The organism is Streptomyces javensis (assembly GCF_039525925.1).
Classification (GTDB): domain Bacteria; phylum Actinomycetota; class Actinomycetes; order Streptomycetales; family Streptomycetaceae; genus Streptomyces; species Streptomyces asiaticus.
Genome location: NZ_BAAAIF010000084.1, coordinates 22,043 through 42,139, shown reverse-complemented (window position 1 = coordinate 42,139; position 20,097 = coordinate 22,043). Strand labels below are relative to the sequence as shown.

Genomic DNA, 20,097 nt, shown 5'->3' with positions numbered 1-20,097 from the left:
GTCGACACGGCGGAGGCGGCTCAGCCGGAAGCGGCCCAGCCGGAGGCGGAGCCCGCCGAGGCCGCCGCCAAGCCGCGCCGCCGCCGCACGCGGGGCGCGAGGGCCGCCGAGGCGGCCGAGAGTGGCGTGACTGAGTCCACGGACGCCGCGCACGCCGCACACGCCGCCGAGGCGGCGGAAGCCGCGGTGACGGCTGTGGCGACGGCGGAGGCCCCCGAGACCGTGGAGGCCCCCACCACGTCGCGCCGCCGGACCCGCGCCAAGGCCGCGGAGGCCGTCGAGACGGCCGAGGGCACCACTGAGGCCGCCGAGGCCGCGAAGCCGCGGCGCCGCACGCGTGCCAAGGCCGCCGAGGTCGCCGAGACCGCCGTGGCAGCGGCCGAGGGCGCGACGGCGCCGGTGGCTGCCGCCCAGACCGCCGCGGAAGCGGCCGAAGGCACCACCGAGGCGACCAAGCTCCGGCGTCGCACCCGTAAGGCCACCGAGGCCGCCCAGACCGCCGCGGAAGCGGCCGGGGGCACGACGGTACCGATGGCCGCCACTGAGGCCGCCGAGGCCCCCGCCAGGCCGCGCCGCACCCGTAAGGCAGCCGAAGCGGCGGAGGCCGCCGTGGAGACGGCCGAGGGCACGGCGGAGGAGGCCAAGCCCCGCCGTCGCACCCGTAAGGCCACCGAGACGGCCCAGGCCGCCGTCGAGACGGCCGAAGGTGCGACGGACGCGGTGAACGCCGCCGAGACCGCCGACGCCCCGGCCAAGCCCCGCCGTCGGACCCGTAAGGCCACCGAGACGGCCGAGACCGCCGTCGAGACGGCCGAAGGGACGACGGAGGAGGCCAAGCCCCGGCGCCGCACCCGCGCCGCCGCCAAGGCCGACGCCGTGGACGCGCGGCCGGAGGCGGAGGCCGCCGAGGTTCCCGCCAAGCCGCGGCGCACCCGCGCCAAGGCGACGAAGGCCGCGGAAGCCGCTGTCGCGTCCGCCGAAGGCACCGCCGAGGCCGCTGACGGCGCCGAGGCCGCGAAGCCGCGGCGCCGCACGCGTGCCAAGGCCGCCACGGCGGCACCGGCGGCGGACGAGGCCGAGGCCGCGTCCGCCAAGCCCCGGCGCCGCACCCGCGCCCCGGCGGCCGAGTCCGCCGAGGCCACGGTCGAGGGCTGACCCGGCACAACGGCACCATGGCGCCACGCCACGGCAACACGCTCAGGGGCCCGTTCCGCGACACCGCGGTACGGGCCCCTGGGCGTTCATGTGCCGTTTCCCGCGGGCTGTATAGCCTCGTCCCATGAGCAGGCCGCCCTTTCTCACACTGCCCGCGAGCGCCCGTGCGTACCGCCTTCGGACCGCGCGCGGCGAGTTCGCCGTCCATGACGCGCGGCCCGCTTCGGCGGCGCGCGGGACCGTCCTGCTGGTCCCGGGGTTCACCGGGAGCAAGGAGGACTTCATCGCGCTGCTGGAGCCGCTCGCCGCGGCCGGTTTCCGGGCCGTCGCCGTCGACGGCCGGGGGCAGCACGAGAGCCCTGGCCCCCGTAAGGAGGCCGCGTACGCCCAGGACGAGCTGGCGCAGGACCTGCTCGCGCAGGTCACCGCCCTGAGCGCGGCGACCGAGGACCCCGTCCATGTGCTCGGGCATTCGCTCGGCGGGCTGATCGCGCGGACCGCCGCACTGCGTGACCCGGGAGCCTTCGCCTCGCTGACGATCATGAGTTCCGGCCCGGCGGCCATCTCCGCCCCGCAGCGCGCCCGGATCAAGCTGCTGATCGACGCGCTGACCGTGATGGACATGGAGTCCGTATGGCAGGCGATGCGCGAGCTGGATCCGCCCGAGGCGGCCGATGAGTCGACACCGCCCGGGGTGGCGGAGTTCCTGCACCAGCGCTGGCTCGGGACCGTACCGGAGCAGCTGATCGTCACCGGGCGGCAGTTGTCCGAGGAGCCGGACCGGGTCGATGAGCTGGCGGCGCTGCGGCTGCGCGTCCATGTGCTGTCCGGCGAGGCGGACTACGCCTGGCCGGTGCCGCTGATGGACGAGATGGCCGGACGGCTGGCCGCCCGCCGGACCGTGATCGAGGGCGCCGGGCACTCCCCCAACGCCGAGCGGGCCCATCCCACCGCCGACGCCCTGATCTCCTTCTGGCGCGACATCGGCTGAGCCCGAAGGCCCACCCATCTGAGCCCTAGAGCCATATGGGCCGCGGGCTCAGTACTGCGCTTGCAGATGCTCCCAGAAGCCGTCCCGCAGCGCGCGCCGCAGATCGGCGTGGGCGCGCAGCGAGAGCCGCAGCAGCCCCTCCGCGTCGATCAGCAGCTCCTGGTCCACGGAGCCGGGCAGATACGGATGGCCGGGCAGCAGCTCGGAGAGGGTCTCACGGCCGCGTGAGGACAGCCACTGGGCGGCGATCCGCGCCCCGACGAAGCGCACCTCGTCCCGGGTCGGGGCGGGCCCGCAGAGGGGCGCGTCGCCGTTCGGCTCGTAGCCGGTGGCCCGCCGGGTGACATACGGCTTGCAGAAGTCGAGGTCGAAGGTGCGCTGACTGTCGACCTCCCACAGCAGCGGTTCGGCCTGGTTGCGCCCGTCGAGGGCCTCGATGCCCCAGAGGTGGACGCGTGCGCCGTAGCCCTGGGCCGCTTCGACGGCGGAGACCAGGTCCTCGTCGCCGCCGATCAGCACGGCGTCGCCGATGGCGCGGTGGCGGGCGAGGGACTCCAGGTCGGAGCGGATGAGCGAGTCGACGCCCTTCTGCTGGTTGTTGGCGTTGAGGTTGCCGAGCCGGACCTTGACGTCGGGCAGCTCGGCGATGCCCTGCTGCTCCGGGGTGTGGATCCGGCGCCGGGCGCCGTCGAACCAGTAGACGCGCAGCAGCCTGCTGTCCGGGAAGATCGTGCGCGCCTTGTCGATGAACGCCTCGATGAGCCCCTCGGCGTCCAGCTCGAACGCCCGGCGGTCCTCCGTACCGGCGACCAGCCGCCCGGCGGCGGCATAGACATACCCCGCGTCCACGAAGATCGCGTGGGTCGAGGGGGTGGTCGCGACCTCGGCGAGTACGCGCTGTAGCAGCTCGTTCGTGCGCTCGATGCCCGCGACGATCGATGCGAGGTCTTGTTGGCCCGGAGGCATGGTCTCACTCATACGCGGTTCATTCTCCGGGCGGCTCCGTGAGGGGCACAACCGGACCCCGCCCCGGCTACCAGCGGATACTTAGGCTGCGAAAAAATTTTATTAGCGTAGGGAATGTTTTTGGGGGACCCTCTGGTTGAACACGTACAGGAGGGCGCGGCAGCGACGCCGCGCGACTCCGTACACATCAGTTCTCCTTCAGGAGGATCAGACGAAGGGAGAAGCCTTGCGCTTCGAGATCATGCGCCTGGACGACATCGATGGCAGCGCCATCGAGAGCACCGTCGTGGACGCCGCCTCCGTCAATCGGATCGTGCAGCAGGCCGCCGCAATCGGCCAGCGCATCTACATCCGTCCAGCCGACACCGCCGCCCGGTAGTGCCGTAAGGCCACTCCCAGTAGCACAGAGCGTCGAGCGCCCCCGTACAGACGGTACGGGGGCGCTCGCGCGTATCAGGCGGTGTGGGCCACCTGGATGACGCCGTTGATGATCTGCTGGACCGCGATGGCGGAGAGCATCATGCCGGACAGCCGGGTGACCAGCACCACTCCGCCTTCCTTGATCACGCGGATGATCAGCAGCGAGTAGCGCATGGTGACCCACAGCACGACATGCATGGCGGCGATCGCGGTCCACACCGCCACCTGGTCGCCGATCCCGCGCGCGTGCTGGACGGCGAGGATCACCGAGACGATCGCGCCCGGCCCGGCCAGCAGCGGCATGCCGAGCGGGACGAGCGCGACATTGACGTCCTTGGTCTGGGTCGGCTCGTCGTTCTTGCCGGTGAGCAGATCGAGCGCGATCAGCAGGAGCAGCAGCCCGCCCGCGATCATCAGCGCGGGGACCGAGACATGCAGATAGTCGAGGATCTGCTGACCCCCGATGCCGAAGACGGCGATGACGCCGAAGGCGACGGCCGCCGCCTGGCCCGCCATCCGGCGCTGGATCTTGGCGGGGCGGCCCGAGGTCAGCGCCAGGAAGATGGGCGTGATGCCCGGCGGGTCCATGATCACGAACAGGGTGAGGAAGAGGGAGCCGAAAACGGCGACGTCGAACACGGTGAATGGCCTTGCGGGGACGAGCAGCGGTGCGGTGCTGAGGCGGTAAGGGAATCGGCGGGAAGACGGAGCAGCGGGAAGGGCGAGGGCTCAGCCGCCCGTGCCCGGCACCGGGAAGGCCCCGGTCGCCCGGCGCACGATCTCCCCGTAGACCTCGGGGTCGGTCGTGTACTCGCCGAGCCGACAGGTCTTACGGCTGCCGTGATAGTCGCTGGAGCCGGTGGTGAGCACGCCGAGCTCGGCGGCGAGACCGCGCAGCCGGGCACGGGTGTCCTCGGCGTGGTCCATATGGTCGACCTCGATACCGTCGAGGCCCGCCGCCGCCAGCTCGCCGATCGCGCTCTCCGGGACGCACTGGCCGCGCTTGACGGCCAGCGGATGCGCGAAGACCGCGACCCCGCCGGCGCCCTTGATCAGCCGGATCGCCTCGAAGGGGTCCAGCTCGTGCTTCTCCACATGCGCCCGGCCGCCGTCGGCCAGCCAGTCCTGGGTGAAGGCGTCCGAGACGCTCTCCACGACGCCCAGCTCGACCAGCGCGGTGGCGATGTGCGGCCGTCCGACGGCACCGTCCCCGGCGATCTCCGCCACCCGCTCCCAGGTGATCGGCACATCCAGCTCGCGCAGCTTCGCGACCATCGCCCGGGCCCGGGGCACCCGGTCGTCGCGCACCAGCTCGCGCTCGCGCGCCAGCTCAGGCTCGGCCGGGTCGAAGAGGTACGCCAGCATGTGCAGGCTGATCCCGTTCAGACGGCAGGACAGCTCGGCACCGGTGATCAGCGTCAGCCCCGAGGGCAGCGCCTTGGTCGCCTCCTCATAGCCGCCGACGGTGTCGTGGTCGGTGAGCGCGACGACGTCCAGACCCTGGGCGGCGGCGTTCCGTACCAGCTCGGCGGGGGTGTCCGTACCGTCCGACGCCGTGGAGTGGGTGTGCAGATCGATGCGCACGGCACGGGCTCCAAGCTGCGTTCGGGATGGACCGAGGGGACGCCCCAGCATAACCACGCCGGCAGCCGCCCGGGTCGGCGGGCCCTGACCTGTGCATGACGTACCCACCCGGAGCGGACGGAACTCAGGGCGAGAGCAGCCTCGGGGAGAGCGCCCCGCAGGGCACCAGGTCGACCTCGGCCCCCGCGTCCCGCAGATCGGTGAGCACCATCTCGTCGTACATCAGCAGCCCGGTCTGCTCGGGCCAGACGACCGCCCACAGCCACAGCCCGCACGCCTCGCCCGCGAAGACCGCACGGTCGTCCGGGGTGCCCTCGACATGCCACAGGGGGGTGGGCCGCCCGGCGGCCAGCACCTTGACGTGCGGCGGCTTGTCCACCCGCATTCCCGGCCCCGGATCGGGCCCCGGGAGGCCCGCGAAACGCGCGCCGAGGCCGACGCCCAGCTCCTCGGCGATCAGCAGCAGCTCACCCGGGCCGCCCAGCGGTCCGGGTCCCGAGCAGGCCACGGCGGTGGCGCGGCCGCCGCTGCGGTCGTCCCCGGCGCAGGCCACACCGGTGAACAGCCAGCCCACGGGCAGCGGCCACGGCATCCATACGGGCACCCGGGCACGGTTGGTGACGACCACGAGTGCTTCGACGCTCGGCGGGACGACCGGCTGGAGGGGGTGCACCGTGCCGTGCACGCCGCACTGCCAGGAGTCGGCGAAGAGACCGGGCGCTCGCACCCGGCCACCGCACTTCGGGCAACTGGGTTCGCCCCTCATAGGGCCCCACGGTCCTCCCCGGCCGTCGTCGCGTCAAGGACGATCACCCGTCCGGAGGCCACTTCCCGCACCAGTTCCCGTACGACCTCGCCACGGTCCCCGCACGGACCCGCACCCGGGGCACCGCCGGGCTTCCGCACGGATCTCAGCCCGACATCCGTACGGATCCCAGCCCGACCACCCGTACGGATCTCAGCCCGACAACGGCACCCCCGGCCGCACCGGGTCCCGCAGATCCGTGCCGTGCCGCAGCCAGCGGTCCTGGAGGGCGCCGGCGCCGTGCACCCGCTTCCACGCCGCCTCGTTCGTGGTCATCGGCAGCATCGGCAGGAAGCGCACCGGCTCCATGGGCTCCAGCAGCGCCAAGTCCTCGACCAGGCCGCCCGGTTCGGCGACCAGGACGGAGCTGAAGGGCGCCCCGGGCCACAGCGGCCCGCCGAGGTCCAGCGACGCGCCGGGGGTCACCACGACCCCCTCGACCTGGGGCGAGGCGGCCAGCACGGCGAGCGGGCGGAGCACCTCGTCGAGTACGGAGAGGTCGGGGCCGGAACCGCCCCTCCTTACGGTCAGCACGAGCTCGGCGCGCGGCCCGCGCAGCGGGTCGGCGACGGCGGCGGTCGGGCTGGTCATCGGATGGTCCGACATACCGAGGGTGGCGTAGCGGATCACATCGCTCTCATCGCGGAACCGCAGCACCTCGATGCGGTCCGTACCGACGAAAGTGACGGCGGCGCGGGCGTCCGGCTCGCCCAGCGCGGTGATCAACCGGGCCTCGACCAGCTGAAGAACGTCTGACATGCGGTGAGCATAGATCGCGTATCGAACAGGCAAAGCGGCGACGTAACGCTTCTGCCGACTGATAGCCTTAATCACTGCCCAGGGAGTTACAGATCGTCCCTCACGGGGGACCGGCCGGAGGAGGTGGGGCTGCGGTGGATCCTAGTCGACCGTGCAGTACCGACAGTTCTCCCGTCGTTTCCCCTTGGTATGCGGCTTCATGATCTGAGCCTTCCGTACCCCACCGCCGCGCGGTGAAACACGCGAAGCCCACTCGCATGCAGGGCATCTGACGGTAGAGCGCCTTCGTACCGCTTTGTTCAGTTCCGAAGAACCTTCCGTCAGCGCCATCGCACGGAGCGCCACCCGCTTTGCGGACGTACGGGCACGGGATGTCGTACGTCCACCTTCCGGGCGCCGCGCTGCGCCGCGCGCCCGCCGCTGACGGCCGGCCTGTGAAGGAGCCCGTCATGTCGATGATCCGTGACCTGCGCGCAGCCGTTCGGCCCGCCCTGCGCCGTTCCCGTACCGCCAGCGACTACGACGCGACGCGTGACCCGTCGGTCACCAGCGCCGTGGTCGACTGCGGGGTCTACCGCGACGGCAAGCGGGTCAGCGAACACGTGAGCCCCGCGAAAGCCATGGAGCGGGTCCGCGAGGAGGGCGGGTTCGCCTGGATCGGGCTGCACGAGCCGACCGAGCGCGAGTTCGCGGGGATCGCCCAGGAGTTCGGGCTGCACCCGCTGGCGGTCGAGGACGCGGTGCAGGCGCACCAGCGGCCCAAGCTGGAGCGGTACGACGACACCCTTTTCACCGTCTTCAAGACCATCCACTACGTGGAGCACGCCGAACTCACCTCGACCAGCGAGGTCGTGGAGACCGGCGAGGTGATGTGCTTCACCGGCCGGAACTTCATCGTGACCGTCCGGCACGGCGGCCAGGGCTCGCTGCGCGCCCTGCGCCACCGGCTCCAGCAGGACCCGGAGCTGCTCGCCAAGGGCCCCTCGGCGGTGCTGCACGCCATCGCCGACCAGGTGGTCGACGGCTATCTGGCGGTCGCCGACGCGGTCCAGGACGACATCGACGAGGTCGAGATCGACGTCTTCTCGGCCGCGACCTCCCGGCGGGGCGGCGACGCGGGCCGGATCTACCAGCTCAAGCGCGAGGTCCTGGAGTTCAAGCGGGCCGTCTCGCCGCTGCTGCGGCCGATGCAGCTGCTGAGCGAGCGTCCGATGCGGCTGGTGGACCCGGACATCCAGAAGTACTTCCGGGATGTCGCGGACCATCTGGCGCGGGTCAACGAGCAGGTGCTGGCCTTCGACGACCTGCTGAACTCGATCCTCCAGGCCAATCTGGCGCAGGCCACGGTCGCCCAGAACGAGGACATGCGGAAGATCACGTCCTGGGCGGCGATCTTCGCCGTGCCGACGATGATCGCGGGGATCTACGGCATGAACTTCGACTACATGCCCGAGCTGCGCTGGAAGTTCGGCTACCCGACCGTGCTCGTGGTCACGGTGGGCATCTGCTTCGCGATCCACCGCGGTTTCAAGCGCAACGGCTGGCTGTAGGGCCGGACGGCGGTCGGGCCCTGGCTCTCACTCGGGGGGCGTCCGAACTCGGGCGGGGTCGTCCGACATCAGCCGGGTTCGTCCGACATCAGACGGGATCGTCCGACATCAGCCGGGTTCGTTTGACGCGCCTCTACCGTCAGCCATGATGACCAGCGCGAGCCCGCCGAGGATCACCGCGAGCGCCGGGTAGGCGGCCACGGGCGGCATCTGGCCGAGCCACAGGGCCGCGATCAGGGCCGCACCCGGCGTCTCCAGCAGGATCGCGGTCGAGGTGACGGACGGGCCCAGGCCCTTGACCACCCGGTTGATGAGGGTGTGCCCCAGCAGCTGCGCGGTGACCGTCAGCGCGGCCAGCCGCAGCCAGGTGGTGCCGCTGTAGCCGCCGAGCTCCGCGCCCGCCACCAGGCAGGTCAGCAGCAGGAGCACGCTGGTGGTGGTGTAGCAGACATAGGCGTACGCGGTGGTGCTCACCGAACGGCGCACCTCCGCGCCGAGCAGCACGTACCCGGCCGCCGCGATCCCGCCCAGCAGCGCGAGCCCGTCGCCCAGCAGGGCGCGCGGAGAGGCGGACAGATCGACCCCGGTGAGGATCACCACACCGAGGATCGCCAGCCCCATGCCCAGCCAGGCGAGCGTGGGCGGGCGGTGGCCGCGCAGCCGCAGCAGCAGCGCCGTCCAGATGGGGGTGGTGGTCACCAGCGCGGTCGAGGAGGCCACGGAGGTCATGTGCAGGCTCGGCAGCCAGGCGCCGAAGTGCACCGCGAGCAGCGCCCCCGCCCCGACCGACAGCAGCGCCGTCCGGCGGCCCATCCCGCGCAGCTCGCTCCGGTGGCGCCACAGGGCGAGCGGGGTGAGCGCGCCCACCGCCATGGCGTTGCGCCAGAAGGCGATGGCGAGCGCGGGCGCCACCGTCGCGGCGGCCAGCGGCGCGGAGAGCGAGACCCCGGCGATGGCGACCGTAAGGAGCGCGATGTCCACGGGACCGCTGTGGAAGCGGCCACCGTCACCGGACGCGGTGGGTGTGGCGGTGGAGGCTGAGGCGCGGGCGGCACGGGCGGTGGGCACGGCGCCAGGGTAAGGCGCGTGGCCCCGCGACGGAACTGACAGTTCACGGGCTGGGACGGGGCCGGACAGGGCCTAGGCTGTCGGCATGACGCAGACGCCGATGGACCGTGCCCTTGTCGAGGAGGCGGCCAAGAAGTCCGCCCTCATCTGGGTCCAGGGCACCGAGGGTGCCCCGCGCGCCCTGTGGCACATCTGGCACGAGGGCGCGGTCTGCCTGGTCGGGGACGGGCCCGACGAACAGCCCCTCAGGGACCTCGGGCTGACCGACGGCGGCAGCGCCACCGTGACCGTGCGCAGCAAGGACAAGGGCGGGCGCCTGGTGAGCTGGTCCGCGCGGGTGGCCGAGCTGGCCCCTGGCGGCGAGGCGTGGACCGCGGCGGTCGACGAGCTCAAGGGCAAGCGGCTGAACGCGGCGGACGCCGACCACATCGCGGAGCGCTGGGCCCGCGAGTGCCGGGTGCTGCGGCTGGAGCCCACGCCCGGGGCGCTCGCCGAGCACCCCACCGGCTCCCTGGCGGCGGCCCCGCTGTCGTCCCCGGCGATCACCCGCCGCCCGATCCCGGCCGCGCTCCCCAAGCTGCTGGCCCGCCGCAAGAAGCGGGCCCGTGACGCCCGTAAGGACGCGTCCTAGCGAGCCGGCGCCCGTAAGGACGCGGCCCTGGCCAGCCGACAACCGTAAGGACGCGGCCCTGGCCAGCCGACAACCGAAAGGACGCGTCCTCGGAGCCCCGCAGACGCACCCGCGCCTATGGCGTCTCCGGGATCTGCTGTCCGTAGTCGAGCACATGGCCCTTCTCCGGGGCGGTGAGCTTGAAGCCCTGGTTCCAGTCCGCGAGCCGGATCACCCCCGCGCCGCCCGCCCGCCGCAGCCGCAGCGGATACGGCCTTCCCTCCAGGGAGACGTCGAGCGAGCCGCCCTCACCCGCCTTACCGGCGCTGATGGTGATGGTCCGCACGCCGTCCACCTGTCCGTGGTCGCCCGTGGCGATCTTGCCGTGCAGTCCGAGCAACCCGTCGAGCAGCAGCTTCATATCGGTGAAACCGCTGAGCCGCTGGTAGGAGGGGTCGCCGGAGGGGACCTTCACATACTTGTTGTCCAGCTTGCCGGCCGCGTTGCCCACGCCCCCGCCGCTCTCGCCCCCGCCGCTCTTCCCGTCGTGCGACCAGAAGCCCGCGTCGGCCTTGAGGTAGAGCTCCTTGCCGACGCGCAGCAGCTCGAAGCTGGAGCCCTTGGTGGAGACCTGGCCCGTGCCGCCGTCGGCGTTGAGCCGCATGTCCAGCTTGTAGGTGGCTCCACTGGTGACGAGGTTGCCGGAGAGCCGCACCGATTTCGCGCTGCCGGCCGCCAGCCGGGCCTTGCTCTCGATCTTCGTGGCGGGGAGCTTTCCCACACCGTTCGTCCCCGCGTCGGGGTCCTTCTCCCCGCCGCCGCCACACGCGGCGAGCGTGGCGGCCAACCCCGCGCACATCGCCGCAACGACAGCCCTGTTCCGGGTGCGCACGTCCGCTCTGCCTCCTGATGCCGGTGCAGTAGGGCAGCGTACCGGTGCCGTCCCGCCGTGTCCGCAGGGTGCCGCGGCACTCCCGCCCGGCGGCAGGGCAGGTGCGGGCACGTTAGCCTGAACCCGGTGAAGAGCGGATCATTGCCTTGAATGACCACGAAATCTGACGAGGAAGCCCCAGATACGAGGGGAGGCAGGGCATGCCGACAGGCGCCCCCCGGGTCTTCGTCTCGCATCTCGCGGGCGTCGCCGTCTTCGACCCGAACGGCGACCAGGTGGGGCGGGTGCGCGATGTCGTGGCGATGCTGCGGCTGGCCGGCCGCCCGCCTCGGGTGCTCGGCCTGGTGGTCGAGGTGATCGGCCGCCGCAGGATCTTCCTGCCCATGACCCGGGTGACCGGTGTGGAGTCCGGCCAGGTCATCACCACCGGCGTGCTCAACATGCGCCGCTTCGAACAGCGCCCCACCGAGACCCTGGTCCTCGGCGAACTGCTCGACCGCACGGTGCGGATGGTCGAGACCGGTGACCCGGTGACGGTCCTGGACGTGGCGATGAGCCAGCTGCCCTCGCGCCGGGACTGGGAGATCGACAAGGTCTTCGTCCGCCGCGGCAGGACCCGCGCGCTGCGCCGCCGCGGCGAGGCGCTGACCGTGGACTGGTCGGCGGTCACCGGCTTCTCGCTGGAGGAACAGGGGCAGGGCGCGGAGAACCTGCTGGCCACCTTCGAGCAGCTGCGCCCCGCCGACCTGGCCAATGTGCTGCACCATCTGTCGGCCAAGCGCCGGGGCGAGGTGGCGGCGGCCCTGGACGACGAGCGGCTCGCGGACGTCCTGGAGGAGCTGCCCGACGACGACCAGGTGGAGATCCTCGGCAAGCTCAAGGAGGAGCGCGCGGCCGACGTCCTGGAGGCCATGGACCCCGATGACGCGGCCGATCTGCTCTCCGAGCTCCCCGAGCCCGACAAGGAGCGGCTGCTGGACCTGATGCGCCCCCGGGACGCCGCCGACATGCGGCGGCTGATGTCGTACGAGGAGGGGTCGGCGGGCGGTCTGATGACGACCGAGCCGATCGTGCTGCGCCCGGACGCCACCGTCGCGGACGCGCTGGCCCGGGTGCGCGACCAGGACCTGACCCCCGCGCTCGCCGCCCAGGTCTATGTCTGCCGCCCGCCCGACCAGACGCCCACCGGGCGCTATCTGGGCATCATCCACTTCCAACGGCTGCTGCGCGACCCGCCGTTCACCCTCGTCGGCGCGGCCGTCGACTCCGATCTGCCGACGCTGCCGCCGGACACCCCGCTGCCCGTCGTCGCGGGCCATCTGGCCACGTACAACCTGCTCGCGGCGCCCGTCGTGGACGAGACCGGCTCCCTGCTCGGGGCCGTGACGGTCGACGACGTGCTGGACCATCTGCTGCCGCCCGACTGGCGGGAGCGCGAGCTGTACGCCGGGATGGCCCTGCCGGAGGCCGCCGATGGACGGTGACGGCGGCCGTCTGGACCGGCCCAAGGCGCGGCGCCGCAGCCCGCTGCCGCGCTGGGACCCCGAGGCGTTCGGCAGGGCCTCGGAGCGGATCGCGCGGTTCCTGGGCACCGGGCGGTTCATCGCATGGATGACCGCCTTCGTCGCCTTATGGCTGACCTGGAACATCCTGGCCCCGCCGCGGCTGCGGTTCGACCCGTTCCCGTTCATCTTCCTGACGCTGATGCTCTCGCTCCAGGCGTCGTACTCCGCCCCGCTGATCCTGCTGGCCCAGTACCGGCAGGCCGACCGGGACCGGGTCAATCTCGAGCGGGACCGCAAGCAGAACGAACGGTCCATCGCCGACACCGAGTTCCTCACCCGCGAGATCGCGGCGCTGCGGACGGGGCTGGGCGAGGTGGCCACCCGCGACTGGCTCCGCGACCAGCTGGCGGACCTGCGCCAGGGGCCGGACGGCGGCCGGAGCGCCCCGCGGCCGGGCGGCCACGGCGAACCCCGGCCGAGTGAGGAACGCGACCGCTGACGGCCGTCCGCGCCCCACCCGCGGCGCCGTACCATCTCCGTATGGCTACCGACACCCTCCCAGCACCGAGCGAAGACGCGGTACGCGCCGCGCTCGCGACGGTCAACGACCCGGAGATCCACAAGCCGATCACCGAACTCGGCATGGTCAAATCCGTCGAGATCGCGGCGGATGGCTCGGTCGCCGTGGTGGTCTACCTCACGGTCTCCGGCTGCCCGATGCGGGACACGATCACCAGCAATGTGCGGACGGCGGTCGCCGGGGTCGAGGGTGTGACCGGAGTCACGGTCGACCTCGAGGTGATGAGCGACGAGCAGCGGCGTGAGCTGGCCGCCTCGCTGCGCGGCGGCCAGGCCGAGCGCGAGGTGCCGTTCGCCAAGCCCGGCTCGCTGACCCGGGTGTACGCGGTGGCCTCCGGCAAGGGCGGGGTCGGCAAGTCCTCGGTGACGGTCAACCTGGCCGCCGCGCTGGCGGCGGACGGGCTCAAGGTCGGCGTGGTGGACGCCGACATCTACGGCCACTCGGTGCCGCGCATGCTGGGCGCCGACGGACGGCCCACCCAGGTCGAGAACATGATCATGCCGCCGTCGGCGAACGGTGTGAAGGTGATCTCGATCGGGATGTTCACCCCGGGGAACGCCCCGGTGGTCTGGCGCGGGCCGATGCTGCACCGCGCGCTCCAGCAGTTCCTGGCCGATGTCTACTGGGGCGACCTCGATGTGCTGCTGCTCGACCTCCCCCCGGGCACCGGCGACATCGCGATCTCCGTCGCCCAGCTGGTGCCCAACGCCGAGATCCTGGTGGTGACCACTCCGCAGCAGGCCGCGGCCGAGGTCGCCGAGCGGGCCGGCGCGATCGCCGTCCAGACCCACCAGAAGATCGTCGGCGTGGTGGAGAACATGTCCGGGCTGCCCTGCCCGCACTGCGACGAGATGGTCGACGTCTTCGGCACCGGCGGTGGCCAGGTGGTCGCCGACGGGCTCAGCCGGACCACCGGTACGACGGTGCCGGTGCTGGGTGCCATCCCGATCGACGTACGGCTGCGCGAGGGCGGCGACGAGGGCAAGCCGGTCGTGCTGACCGACCCCGACTCCCCGGCGGGCAGCGCGCTCAAGGCGATCGCGGGCAAGATCGGCGGGCGTCAGCGCGGCCTCGCGGGCATGTCGCTGGGCGTCACCCCGCGCAACAAGTTCTGAACGAGTCCTGAGCGCGACCGAGGGGCGGTTTCCCGGGAAACCGCCCCTCGGTCGTCCGGGTACGGCCCGCCCTCAGCCGTCCGGGTGCGGCCCTACCCGTCCTGCCCGTCGTAGCGGGCGATGTCCTTCACGACGGCGAAGCCCAGGCCGTAGGCGCTCATCCCGCGCCCGTACGCCCCGATGTGCACGTCCTCGTTCGCCGTACCGGCCAGCACCCAGCCGTACTCCGACTCGCGGTAGTGGAAGTCGGTCGGCACCCCGTCCACCGGGAGCGACAGCTGCGACCAGCTCTCGCCCTCCAGATCGTCCGCCAGCTCCCAGGCGATCGCGGTCTGCTGGTCCAGCCAGTCCTGGCGCAGCGCCCGCTCCATGCGGGTCGGCCAGGTGCACGACAACAGACCGGAGCCGGCCAGCCAGGCGGCCGAGGAGACCGTGGTGGCCTCCAGCTTGCCGGTTCCGTCGGCGCTGTCCCGCCCCGGGCGGCTGGCGACGGTGACGACCACCGTGAAGCGCTGCTGGTCCATATCGGTCTCGACCCGCAGGGACGGCTCCTCGCCATGGCCGGTCGAGCCGTACTCGACGATGCCGTCCGCCGCCGCACCCACCTGCATCAGCCAGCGGGGGCCGGTGAACGCCTCGTCAAGCCCGTACCAGGGGAAGGCGGCCATCAGATAGCCGTCAACGCTCCGCCGGGCGTCGGCGGGCATCCCCTGCGCGGCCGCTGCCACCCCTCGTTCCCCTAGCCGACCCGTGGTCTCCATGTGCGCGCGGCCTCCTCGTTTGCCCTGCGTCGTGGGCGGCCCGCCCCCCTCGGGCGACCCTCACCCCGGACAAAGGGAGGATAGCCATACGGGTCAACCAGGCCGGGCATACGGGGGGATCAAGTGGCGTCGGAGTCGAAGGGCGGACGCTCCTCACGCCCCGGCTCCTCGCGCTTGCGCAGCAGGTCAGGCGTGCTGGAGTCGTCCTTGGAGAGTGACAGCGGGGTGCTGCCGGAAGCCCCTGAAGAGCCCTGCGGCGGATCACTCTCCCGGCCGTGCACCGCGTCGGCGACCTCCGCCATCTCCTTGCGGAGGTCGAAGCCGTTACGGATCTCCTTCAGGCCCAGCTCATCGGAGTCCAGTACGTGCTTGCGCACGAACGTCTTGGGATTCAGGTCCTCGAACTCGAAGTCCTTGAACTCCGGCCCCAGCTCGGAGCGGATGTCCTCCTTGGCGCTGTCGGAGAACTCCCGGACCTTCCGGATGAACTGCGTCACGTCCCGAATCACCTTCGGGAGCTTGTCCGGGCCGAAGACGAGCACCGCAAGGACAACGAGCGCGACAAGCTCGAGAGGTCCTATGTCCAACACCTTGCAGCTCCTCAAGACGTCTGGGCCCCGGCCTGGGCCACTCAATACCGTACCTGGCGGTGGGGCCGGCGCGGGAGACGGCCGGGCCAACAACGGGCGTCAGCCGCTGCTCGCCGAGCCCAGGGTCAGCTCCGCGGCGCGCTCCTTGCCGTCGCGCCTGACGGTGAGCCCGAGCCGGTCCCCGGGGCGGTGGCTGCGGATCTTCACGATCAGCTCCTGGCCGCTGTGCACCCGGACGCCGTCCACCTCCGTGATCACGTCACCGGGCTCGATCCCCGCCTTGTCGCCGGGGCCGCCCGCGGTGACCGGTGCGCCGCCGTCGGCGCCCTTGGTGTTCACCCGGGCGCCGTCGCCCGTATAGCCCATGTCGAGGGTGACGCCGATGACCGGATGGGTGGCCTTCCCGGTGTTGATCAGCTCCTCGGCGACCCGCTTGCCCTGGTTGATCGGGATGGCGAAGCCCAGGCCGATGCTGCCGCCCTGGCCGCCGCCGAGACCCGAGCCGTCGTCGGCGGCCCGGATCGCGCTGTTGATCCCGATGACCCGCGCCTTGCGGTCGACCAGGGGGCCGCCGGAGTTGCCCGGGTTGATCGGGGCGTCCGTCTGCAACGCGTCCACATAGCTGACGTCGCTGCCGTCCTCCTTCTCGCCGCCCGCGGTGATGGGGCGCTCCTTGGCGCTGATGATCCCGGAGGTGACCGTGCCCGCCAGGTCGAAGGGGGCACCGATGGCCACGACGGGGTCGCCAACGCGCACGGAGTCGGAGTTGCCCAGCGGCAGCGGGGTCAGCCCGGAGACGCGGTCCACCTTGATCACCGCGAGGTCGTACCCGGTGTCCCGGCCGATCACCTCGGCCTTGGCGTCCTGGCCGCCGTTGAAGGTCACCGATATGTCGCCGTCCGTGCCGGCGGGCTGGACGACGTGGTTGTTGGTGAGGATGTGGCCCTGCTTGTCGAGGACGAAGCCGGTGCCGGTGCCCTCCTCCGCGCCGCCGCGCACATGGATGGTCACCACGCCGGGCAGCGAGCGGGCGGCGATCCCGGCCACGCTGCCCGGGGACCTGGCCTCCTTCTCGACCGGGGCCTGCGGCAGCTTCACATCGACGCCGCCGGAGGCGCGGTCCCGCTCCGCGTAGGCGCCGATGCCGCCGCCGAGGCACCCCGCGACCAGGGCGATCAGCAGCACGGCGATCCAGGCGCCGCGGCGGGAGACGGTCTTACGCTCGCGCTCGGCGGGCGGCGGAACCACGGTCCAGGGGTCGTAGCCGCCCCACTGGACGCTTCCGGCGGGCTGGACCATGGGAGCGCCGCCCTGGTGGCTCTGGTGGGGCTCTCCGGGGCCCGGAGGCAGCTGTGTGCCGTGCGGCGGGGTCATCCCGGGGTGCCGCGGCAGGGGCGGGGACGCGCCCTGGCCCGGTACGGGCCCCGCGGCGGGCGGCACGGTGGTGCCGCCGTGGGGCGGGGTCATCCCGGGCGCCGGGGAGGGCGTGTGGGGCGGTGACTGGGCCATCCCGGGCGGGACATGCGTGCCCTGCGCGGGGGTGGCCACCGGGTGCTGAACGGGCGGGGCCGGGGCCCAGGGCCCGGGGTCGCCGTAGGGCGGGGTGCTGTACGGGTCGGGCTCATGCAACGGCCGGGGCGCCCGCTCCTCGGGCGCCGGGCCCTCCACGGGAGCGTCCACCGGCTCCGGCGCCACTCGCTCGGCGGCCGCCTCGGTACGCTCCTCGGCGCCCTCCGCCGCGTCGTTCGGCCGGTCGCCGGGTCGCGCGGCGGCCGGGCGGCTCCACCACCTCGGCTTCGGCTTGGGCCCGGGGGCCCTCGGCTCGTCCATGATCTCCCCAAGTTCCCGCAGACAGGCAGGGACCGCACCCGTCAGGGGGCATACATCGCCGCCTCCGGGTCGCGCTGCCCGGAGGCGATTCAATCAGGTCCGTCGGCGCTCGCGCAGGGCGGACGAAAAGACCTTGTCATGATCGGCAAAGACACGGGTGGCCGGAAACGGGGTGCCATGACCGCCGGCGTACCGCTTCCGCGCTACCTCTTCCGCGCTACTTCGGGGGCGCGCTGACCCCGAGGTACGGCGAGCCGCCCGACGCGGGTCCGGACGGGACCTCCAGCTGGGTCGGCCGGGGGGCCGGGGGCGTGGAGTTCGACGTCCGCAGCAGCTCGGTGACCGACAGAATCGGCTGTATCAGCGGATTCAGCGCCGCCACGGGCTGGCGCGGGGACAGTGGGTACGGGGTGGCCGTCGGGGACGGGGCGCCCGTGCGGCTGTCCGTGGTGGCCAGCAGGCCCACTTCCTGGCGGGTGCGCTCCCGGACGCCCGCGTTCACGGCGGTGTCGGTGCCCACCGGGGAGACCGCGGCGTCGGCGCCGTCGGCCGAATTGCCCGGGGGGTCGACCGCCGCGTCCAGCGGCAGGGCCGCACCGAGCGCGAAGGCCGCCAGGGAGACCGCTCCGGCCGCCGCGAAGGCGAACCTGCGGCGCGGGGCGGGGCGCTCGACCTCATGGATCCGGAAGCCGCGCTGACGCGAGGCACGGGCCGACGCCGCCGGTGCGATCGCGGTGCCCGGGGGCATCGTGGGCACGAAGGCGAACGCCCGCTCCCGTCTCTCCTCCGGCTCCCGCACATCGCGCAGCTCGCGCTCCCGCACATCGTGCAGCTCGCGCACATCCCGTGACCCGCCGCGCAGCTCGCGCGGGCCGAAGACGCCCGAGCCCCCGAACGGGGAGCCGCCCATGCCGTCATCGCCGCCCGCGGCCGGCAGGCCCTGGAGACGGGCCAGAAAGCCCTCCGACGGTGCCGGGGGCGCCGTCTGGGCGAACACGTTTTTCAGCCGACGCTGAGCATCGGCCTCCGCCTTGCACTTGCAGCAGGTGGCGAGATGGGCGAGGACGCGCTCCCGCGCGTCATGCCCCAGCTCACCGTCGACCAGAGCCGCAAGGCGGTCGCCGAGATGCTGCTCGGCGGGGGACGGACCGCCTGATCGGGTCACGCGATTCCGACCTCCCCGCTCAGCCGGGGGGCCGTGACACCCGGCGCCACCGCGGCGACCTCTTGCTGCTGCCCGGTACGCGCCGCGGGGGCGCGGTGCTGGAGCGCCTTGCGCAGATGCGAGCGGCCGCGGTGGATACGACTGCGCACGGTGCCCAGCTTGACGCCCAGGGTGGCCGCGATCTCCTCGTACGACAGCCCCTCGATGTCACAGAGCACCACGGCGGCGCGGAACTCCGGGGCGAGGGTGTCCAGCGCCTGCTGCACATCCGCGTCGAAGTGGGTGTCGTTGAAGTGCTGCTGGGGAGAGGGCTCGCGGCTGGGGAGCCGCTCCGCCGCATCCTCGCCGAGCGCGTCGAAGCGGATGCGCTGCCGGCGGCGGACCATGTCCAGGAAGAGATTGGTGGTGATGCGGTGCAGCCAGCCCTCGAAGGTGCCCGGGGTGTACGTCGACAGCGAGCGGAAGACGCGGACGAACACCTCCTGGGTGAGGTCCTCGGCATCGTGCTGGTTACCGGTGAGCCGGTAGGCGAGGCGGTAGACCCGTGCGCTGTGAGTGCTGACGATCTCCTCCCAGGTGGGAGGCGTCCACGCCGCGTCCGCATCCGTGGCGAAGGTCGCGGTGGTGGCGGACTCGGCGAGGGGCGCACCTCCCGTGCCCTTCGGGCTACGGGGGTGAGAACGGTCAGCGGTGTTGGTCACGGATTTCGGCTCGCCCACTGACCTGCGAAAGCGCTTCAGCACTCGCCGGTCACCGGCCGCAGCCGCACCTCCCCTGTCGGCTCTGGTGGTCTCCAGTAGAGCCCCTACCATATCCACCTCGCCCGTTAGCTCCGGATAAGCATTTTTGACCTGCATTTGGTCGTGATCCATACGGTCCCCCCGGCCTCTACAACGCCTGGTCCCATCTGCGGGTTCCCGTGCGCAGCGGATACAGTCACCGTTGCGCCAACTACGGGGACAGGAGAGGGTCATTACCGGCAACCGGCAGACGAGCTGGGCGTTCGCCGACGCGTTCGTCGCCGAGGACGAAGCCCTTCACTGGGCCCGTGACCGGGCCCGGGAAGCAGGGCTGCGCTCGGTGTCGGCGGGCACCGGCGCCGCGCTGCGGCTGCTCGCTGCCACCGCCGACGCCAAGGTCGTCGCCGAGATCGGCACCGGAACGGGCGTCTCCGGAATCCATCTGCTGCGCGGAATGCGCCCCGACGGCGTGCTGACCACCGTGGACACCGAACCGGAGATGCAGCAGTTCGCCCGGCAGGCGTTCCGCGCGGCCGGGTTCACCGGGAACCGGGCGCGCTTCATCCCCGGCCGCGCCCTCGACGTCCTGCCCCGGCTGGCCGACGGCGGATACGACCTGGTCTTCTGCGACGGCGACCGGCTGGAGTGCCTGGACTACCTCGCCGAATCGTTGCGGCTGCTGCGGCCCGGCGGGCTGGTCTGCTTCGAGGGGGTCTTCACCAACGGGCGGACCGTGGACTCGGCGGCCCAGCCCACGGAGGTGCTGCGGGTGCGCGAGCTGCTGCGGACCGTACGGGAGTCCACCGTGCTCCAGTCGTCCCTGCTGCCGGTCGGCGACGGTCTGCTCTGCGCGGTCAAGCGGGGCTGAATCCCAACGGCCGGGCGAGGCCGACCCCCACGGCCGGACGGGGCCGAATCCGCGCGGCCGGAAAGGCTGGAACAGCCGGAAGGGCCGGAAGGGCCGAAACAGCCGGAAGGGCCGGGAACGGCCGTCCGCCGCCGTCGGGGGAA

At 72.5% G+C, this 20,097-nt stretch carries 20 protein-coding genes and 1 pseudogene; 9 read left to right on the top strand and 12 right to left on the bottom strand.

Annotated elements, in window-relative coordinates:
* Positions 1-1,155: pseudogene (locus ABD329_RS41890) on the top strand (DEAD/DEAH box helicase); the annotation flags it as partial.
* A gap of 124 nt (positions 1,156-1,279) precedes the next feature.
* On the top strand, positions 1,280-2,146 hold the full coding sequence (locus tag ABD329_RS41885) for an alpha/beta fold hydrolase (protein WP_198276690.1): 867 nt from the start codon (positions 1,280-1,282) through the stop codon (positions 2,144-2,146).
* 48 nt (positions 2,147-2,194) lie between these two features.
* Here ABD329_RS41885 and ABD329_RS41880 read toward each other — a convergent pair whose 3' ends face one another.
* A complete protein-coding gene (locus tag ABD329_RS41880) occupies positions 2,195-3,124 on the bottom strand; it encodes an NYN domain-containing protein (RefSeq protein ID WP_198276689.1) in 930 nt (309 codons plus the stop codon).
* 214 nt (positions 3,125-3,338) lie between these two features.
* On the opposite strand from ABD329_RS41880, the gene ABD329_RS41875 reads away from it, so the two are divergent.
* Positions 3,339-3,491 carry a hypothetical protein gene (locus tag ABD329_RS41875; RefSeq protein ID WP_020868604.1) on the top strand — a complete coding sequence of 51 codons (153 nt, stop codon included), beginning with the start codon at positions 3,339-3,341 and terminating at the stop codon, positions 3,489-3,491.
* 74 nt (positions 3,492-3,565) lie between these two features.
* Here ABD329_RS41875 and ABD329_RS41870 read toward each other — a convergent pair whose 3' ends face one another.
* The 4 genes from ABD329_RS41870 to ABD329_RS41855 all read right to left on the bottom strand — a co-directional run bounded on the left by ABD329_RS41870 (position 3,566) and on the right by ABD329_RS41855 (position 6,680).
* Positions 3,566-4,171 (bottom strand): MarC family protein, encoded by a 606-nt coding sequence (locus ABD329_RS41870; protein WP_198276688.1) that lies wholly within the window; start codon positions 4,169-4,171, stop codon positions 3,566-3,568.
* Between the two features lie 90 nt (positions 4,172-4,261).
* Positions 4,262-5,116: a PHP domain-containing protein gene (locus tag ABD329_RS41865; RefSeq protein WP_198276687.1), complete on the bottom strand. Its 855-nt coding sequence runs from the start codon at positions 5,114-5,116 to the stop codon at positions 4,262-4,264.
* A 124-nt stretch (positions 5,117-5,240) separates the two neighbouring features.
* Complete coding sequence (locus tag ABD329_RS41860; RefSeq protein ID WP_121824791.1) at positions 5,241-5,882, bottom strand: DUF6758 family protein; 642 nt, start codon at positions 5,880-5,882, stop codon at positions 5,241-5,243.
* A gap of 192 nt (positions 5,883-6,074) precedes the next feature.
* Positions 6,075-6,680, bottom strand: coding sequence for a suppressor of fused domain protein (locus ABD329_RS41855; RefSeq protein WP_198276686.1), 606 nt, complete (start codon positions 6,678-6,680; stop codon positions 6,075-6,077).
* Between the two features lie 449 nt (positions 6,681-7,129).
* On the opposite strand from ABD329_RS41855, the gene ABD329_RS41850 reads away from it, so the two are divergent.
* Positions 7,130-8,230: a magnesium and cobalt transport protein CorA gene (locus ABD329_RS41850; protein WP_020868609.1), complete on the top strand. Its 1,101-nt coding sequence runs from the start codon at positions 7,130-7,132 to the stop codon at positions 8,228-8,230.
* 108 nt (positions 8,231-8,338) lie between these two features.
* Here the strand turns inward: ABD329_RS41850 and ABD329_RS41845 are convergent, their stop codons facing one another.
* The gene (locus ABD329_RS41845; RefSeq protein ID WP_198276685.1) at positions 8,339-9,298 is read right to left on the bottom strand and encodes a DMT family transporter; all 960 of its coding nucleotides are present in this window, start codon (positions 9,296-9,298) and stop codon (positions 8,339-8,341) included.
* An 85-nt stretch (positions 9,299-9,383) separates the two neighbouring features.
* On the opposite strand from ABD329_RS41845, the gene ABD329_RS41840 reads away from it, so the two are divergent.
* On the top strand, positions 9,384-9,929 hold the full coding sequence (locus ABD329_RS41840; protein WP_198276684.1) for a hypothetical protein: 546 nt from the start codon (positions 9,384-9,386) through the stop codon (positions 9,927-9,929).
* Positions 9,930-10,044: 115 nt separating this feature from the next.
* Here the strand turns inward: ABD329_RS41840 and ABD329_RS41835 are convergent, their stop codons facing one another.
* Positions 10,045-10,800 carry a hypothetical protein gene (locus tag ABD329_RS41835; RefSeq protein ID WP_198276683.1) on the bottom strand — a complete coding sequence of 252 codons (756 nt, stop codon included), beginning with the start codon at positions 10,798-10,800 and terminating at the stop codon, positions 10,045-10,047.
* Between the two features lie 200 nt (positions 10,801-11,000).
* Between ABD329_RS41835 and ABD329_RS41830 the strand changes: the two genes are divergently transcribed.
* Genes ABD329_RS41830 through ABD329_RS41820 form a run of 3 tightly spaced genes read left to right on the top strand, consistent with a single transcriptional unit; the run spans position 11,001 to position 14,000 of the window.
* The gene (locus ABD329_RS41830) at positions 11,001-12,284 is read left to right on the top strand and encodes a magnesium transporter MgtE N-terminal domain-containing protein (protein ID WP_198276682.1); all 1,284 of its coding nucleotides are present in this window, start codon (positions 11,001-11,003) and stop codon (positions 12,282-12,284) included.
* Entirely contained in the window at positions 12,274-12,804 is a 531-nt protein-coding gene (locus ABD329_RS41825) for a DUF1003 domain-containing protein (protein ID WP_198276681.1), read from the top strand. Before ABD329_RS41830 ends, ABD329_RS41825 begins: the two co-directional genes overlap by 11 nt.
* A gap of 41 nt (positions 12,805-12,845) precedes the next feature.
* The gene (locus tag ABD329_RS41820) at positions 12,846-14,000 is read left to right on the top strand and encodes an Mrp/NBP35 family ATP-binding protein (protein WP_046086010.1); all 1,155 of its coding nucleotides are present in this window, start codon (positions 12,846-12,848) and stop codon (positions 13,998-14,000) included.
* A 92-nt stretch (positions 14,001-14,092) separates the two neighbouring features.
* Here ABD329_RS41820 and ABD329_RS41815 read toward each other — a convergent pair whose 3' ends face one another.
* The 5 genes from ABD329_RS41815 to sigE form a co-directional block, all read right to left on the bottom strand.
* Positions 14,093-14,761: a hypothetical protein gene (locus ABD329_RS41815; RefSeq protein WP_198276680.1), complete on the bottom strand. Its 669-nt coding sequence runs from the start codon at positions 14,759-14,761 to the stop codon at positions 14,093-14,095.
* A gap of 119 nt (positions 14,762-14,880) precedes the next feature.
* Positions 14,881-15,351: a sec-independent translocase gene (locus tag ABD329_RS41810; RefSeq protein ID WP_198276679.1), complete on the bottom strand. Its 471-nt coding sequence runs from the start codon at positions 15,349-15,351 to the stop codon at positions 14,881-14,883.
* A gap of 99 nt (positions 15,352-15,450) precedes the next feature.
* Positions 15,451-17,181, bottom strand: a complete 1,731-nt coding sequence (locus ABD329_RS41805; RefSeq protein WP_344317777.1) for a S1C family serine protease — start codon at positions 17,179-17,181, stop codon at positions 15,451-15,453.
* 217 nt (positions 17,182-17,398) lie between these two features.
* Positions 17,399-18,346, bottom strand: a complete 948-nt coding sequence (locus ABD329_RS41800; RefSeq protein WP_198280051.1) for an anti-sigma factor — start codon at positions 18,344-18,346, stop codon at positions 17,399-17,401.
* The gene (gene sigE / locus ABD329_RS41795; protein ID WP_198280052.1) at positions 18,343-19,158 is read right to left on the bottom strand and encodes an RNA polymerase sigma factor SigE; all 816 of its coding nucleotides are present in this window, start codon (positions 19,156-19,158) and stop codon (positions 18,343-18,345) included. Before sigE ends, ABD329_RS41800 begins: the two co-directional genes overlap by 4 nt.
* 130 nt (positions 19,159-19,288) lie before the next feature.
* Between sigE and ABD329_RS41790 the strand changes: the two genes are divergently transcribed.
* Positions 19,289-19,954 (top strand): O-methyltransferase, encoded by a 666-nt coding sequence (locus ABD329_RS41790; protein ID WP_137979415.1) that lies wholly within the window; start codon positions 19,289-19,291, stop codon positions 19,952-19,954.
* Positions 19,955-20,097 lie beyond the last annotated feature (143 nt).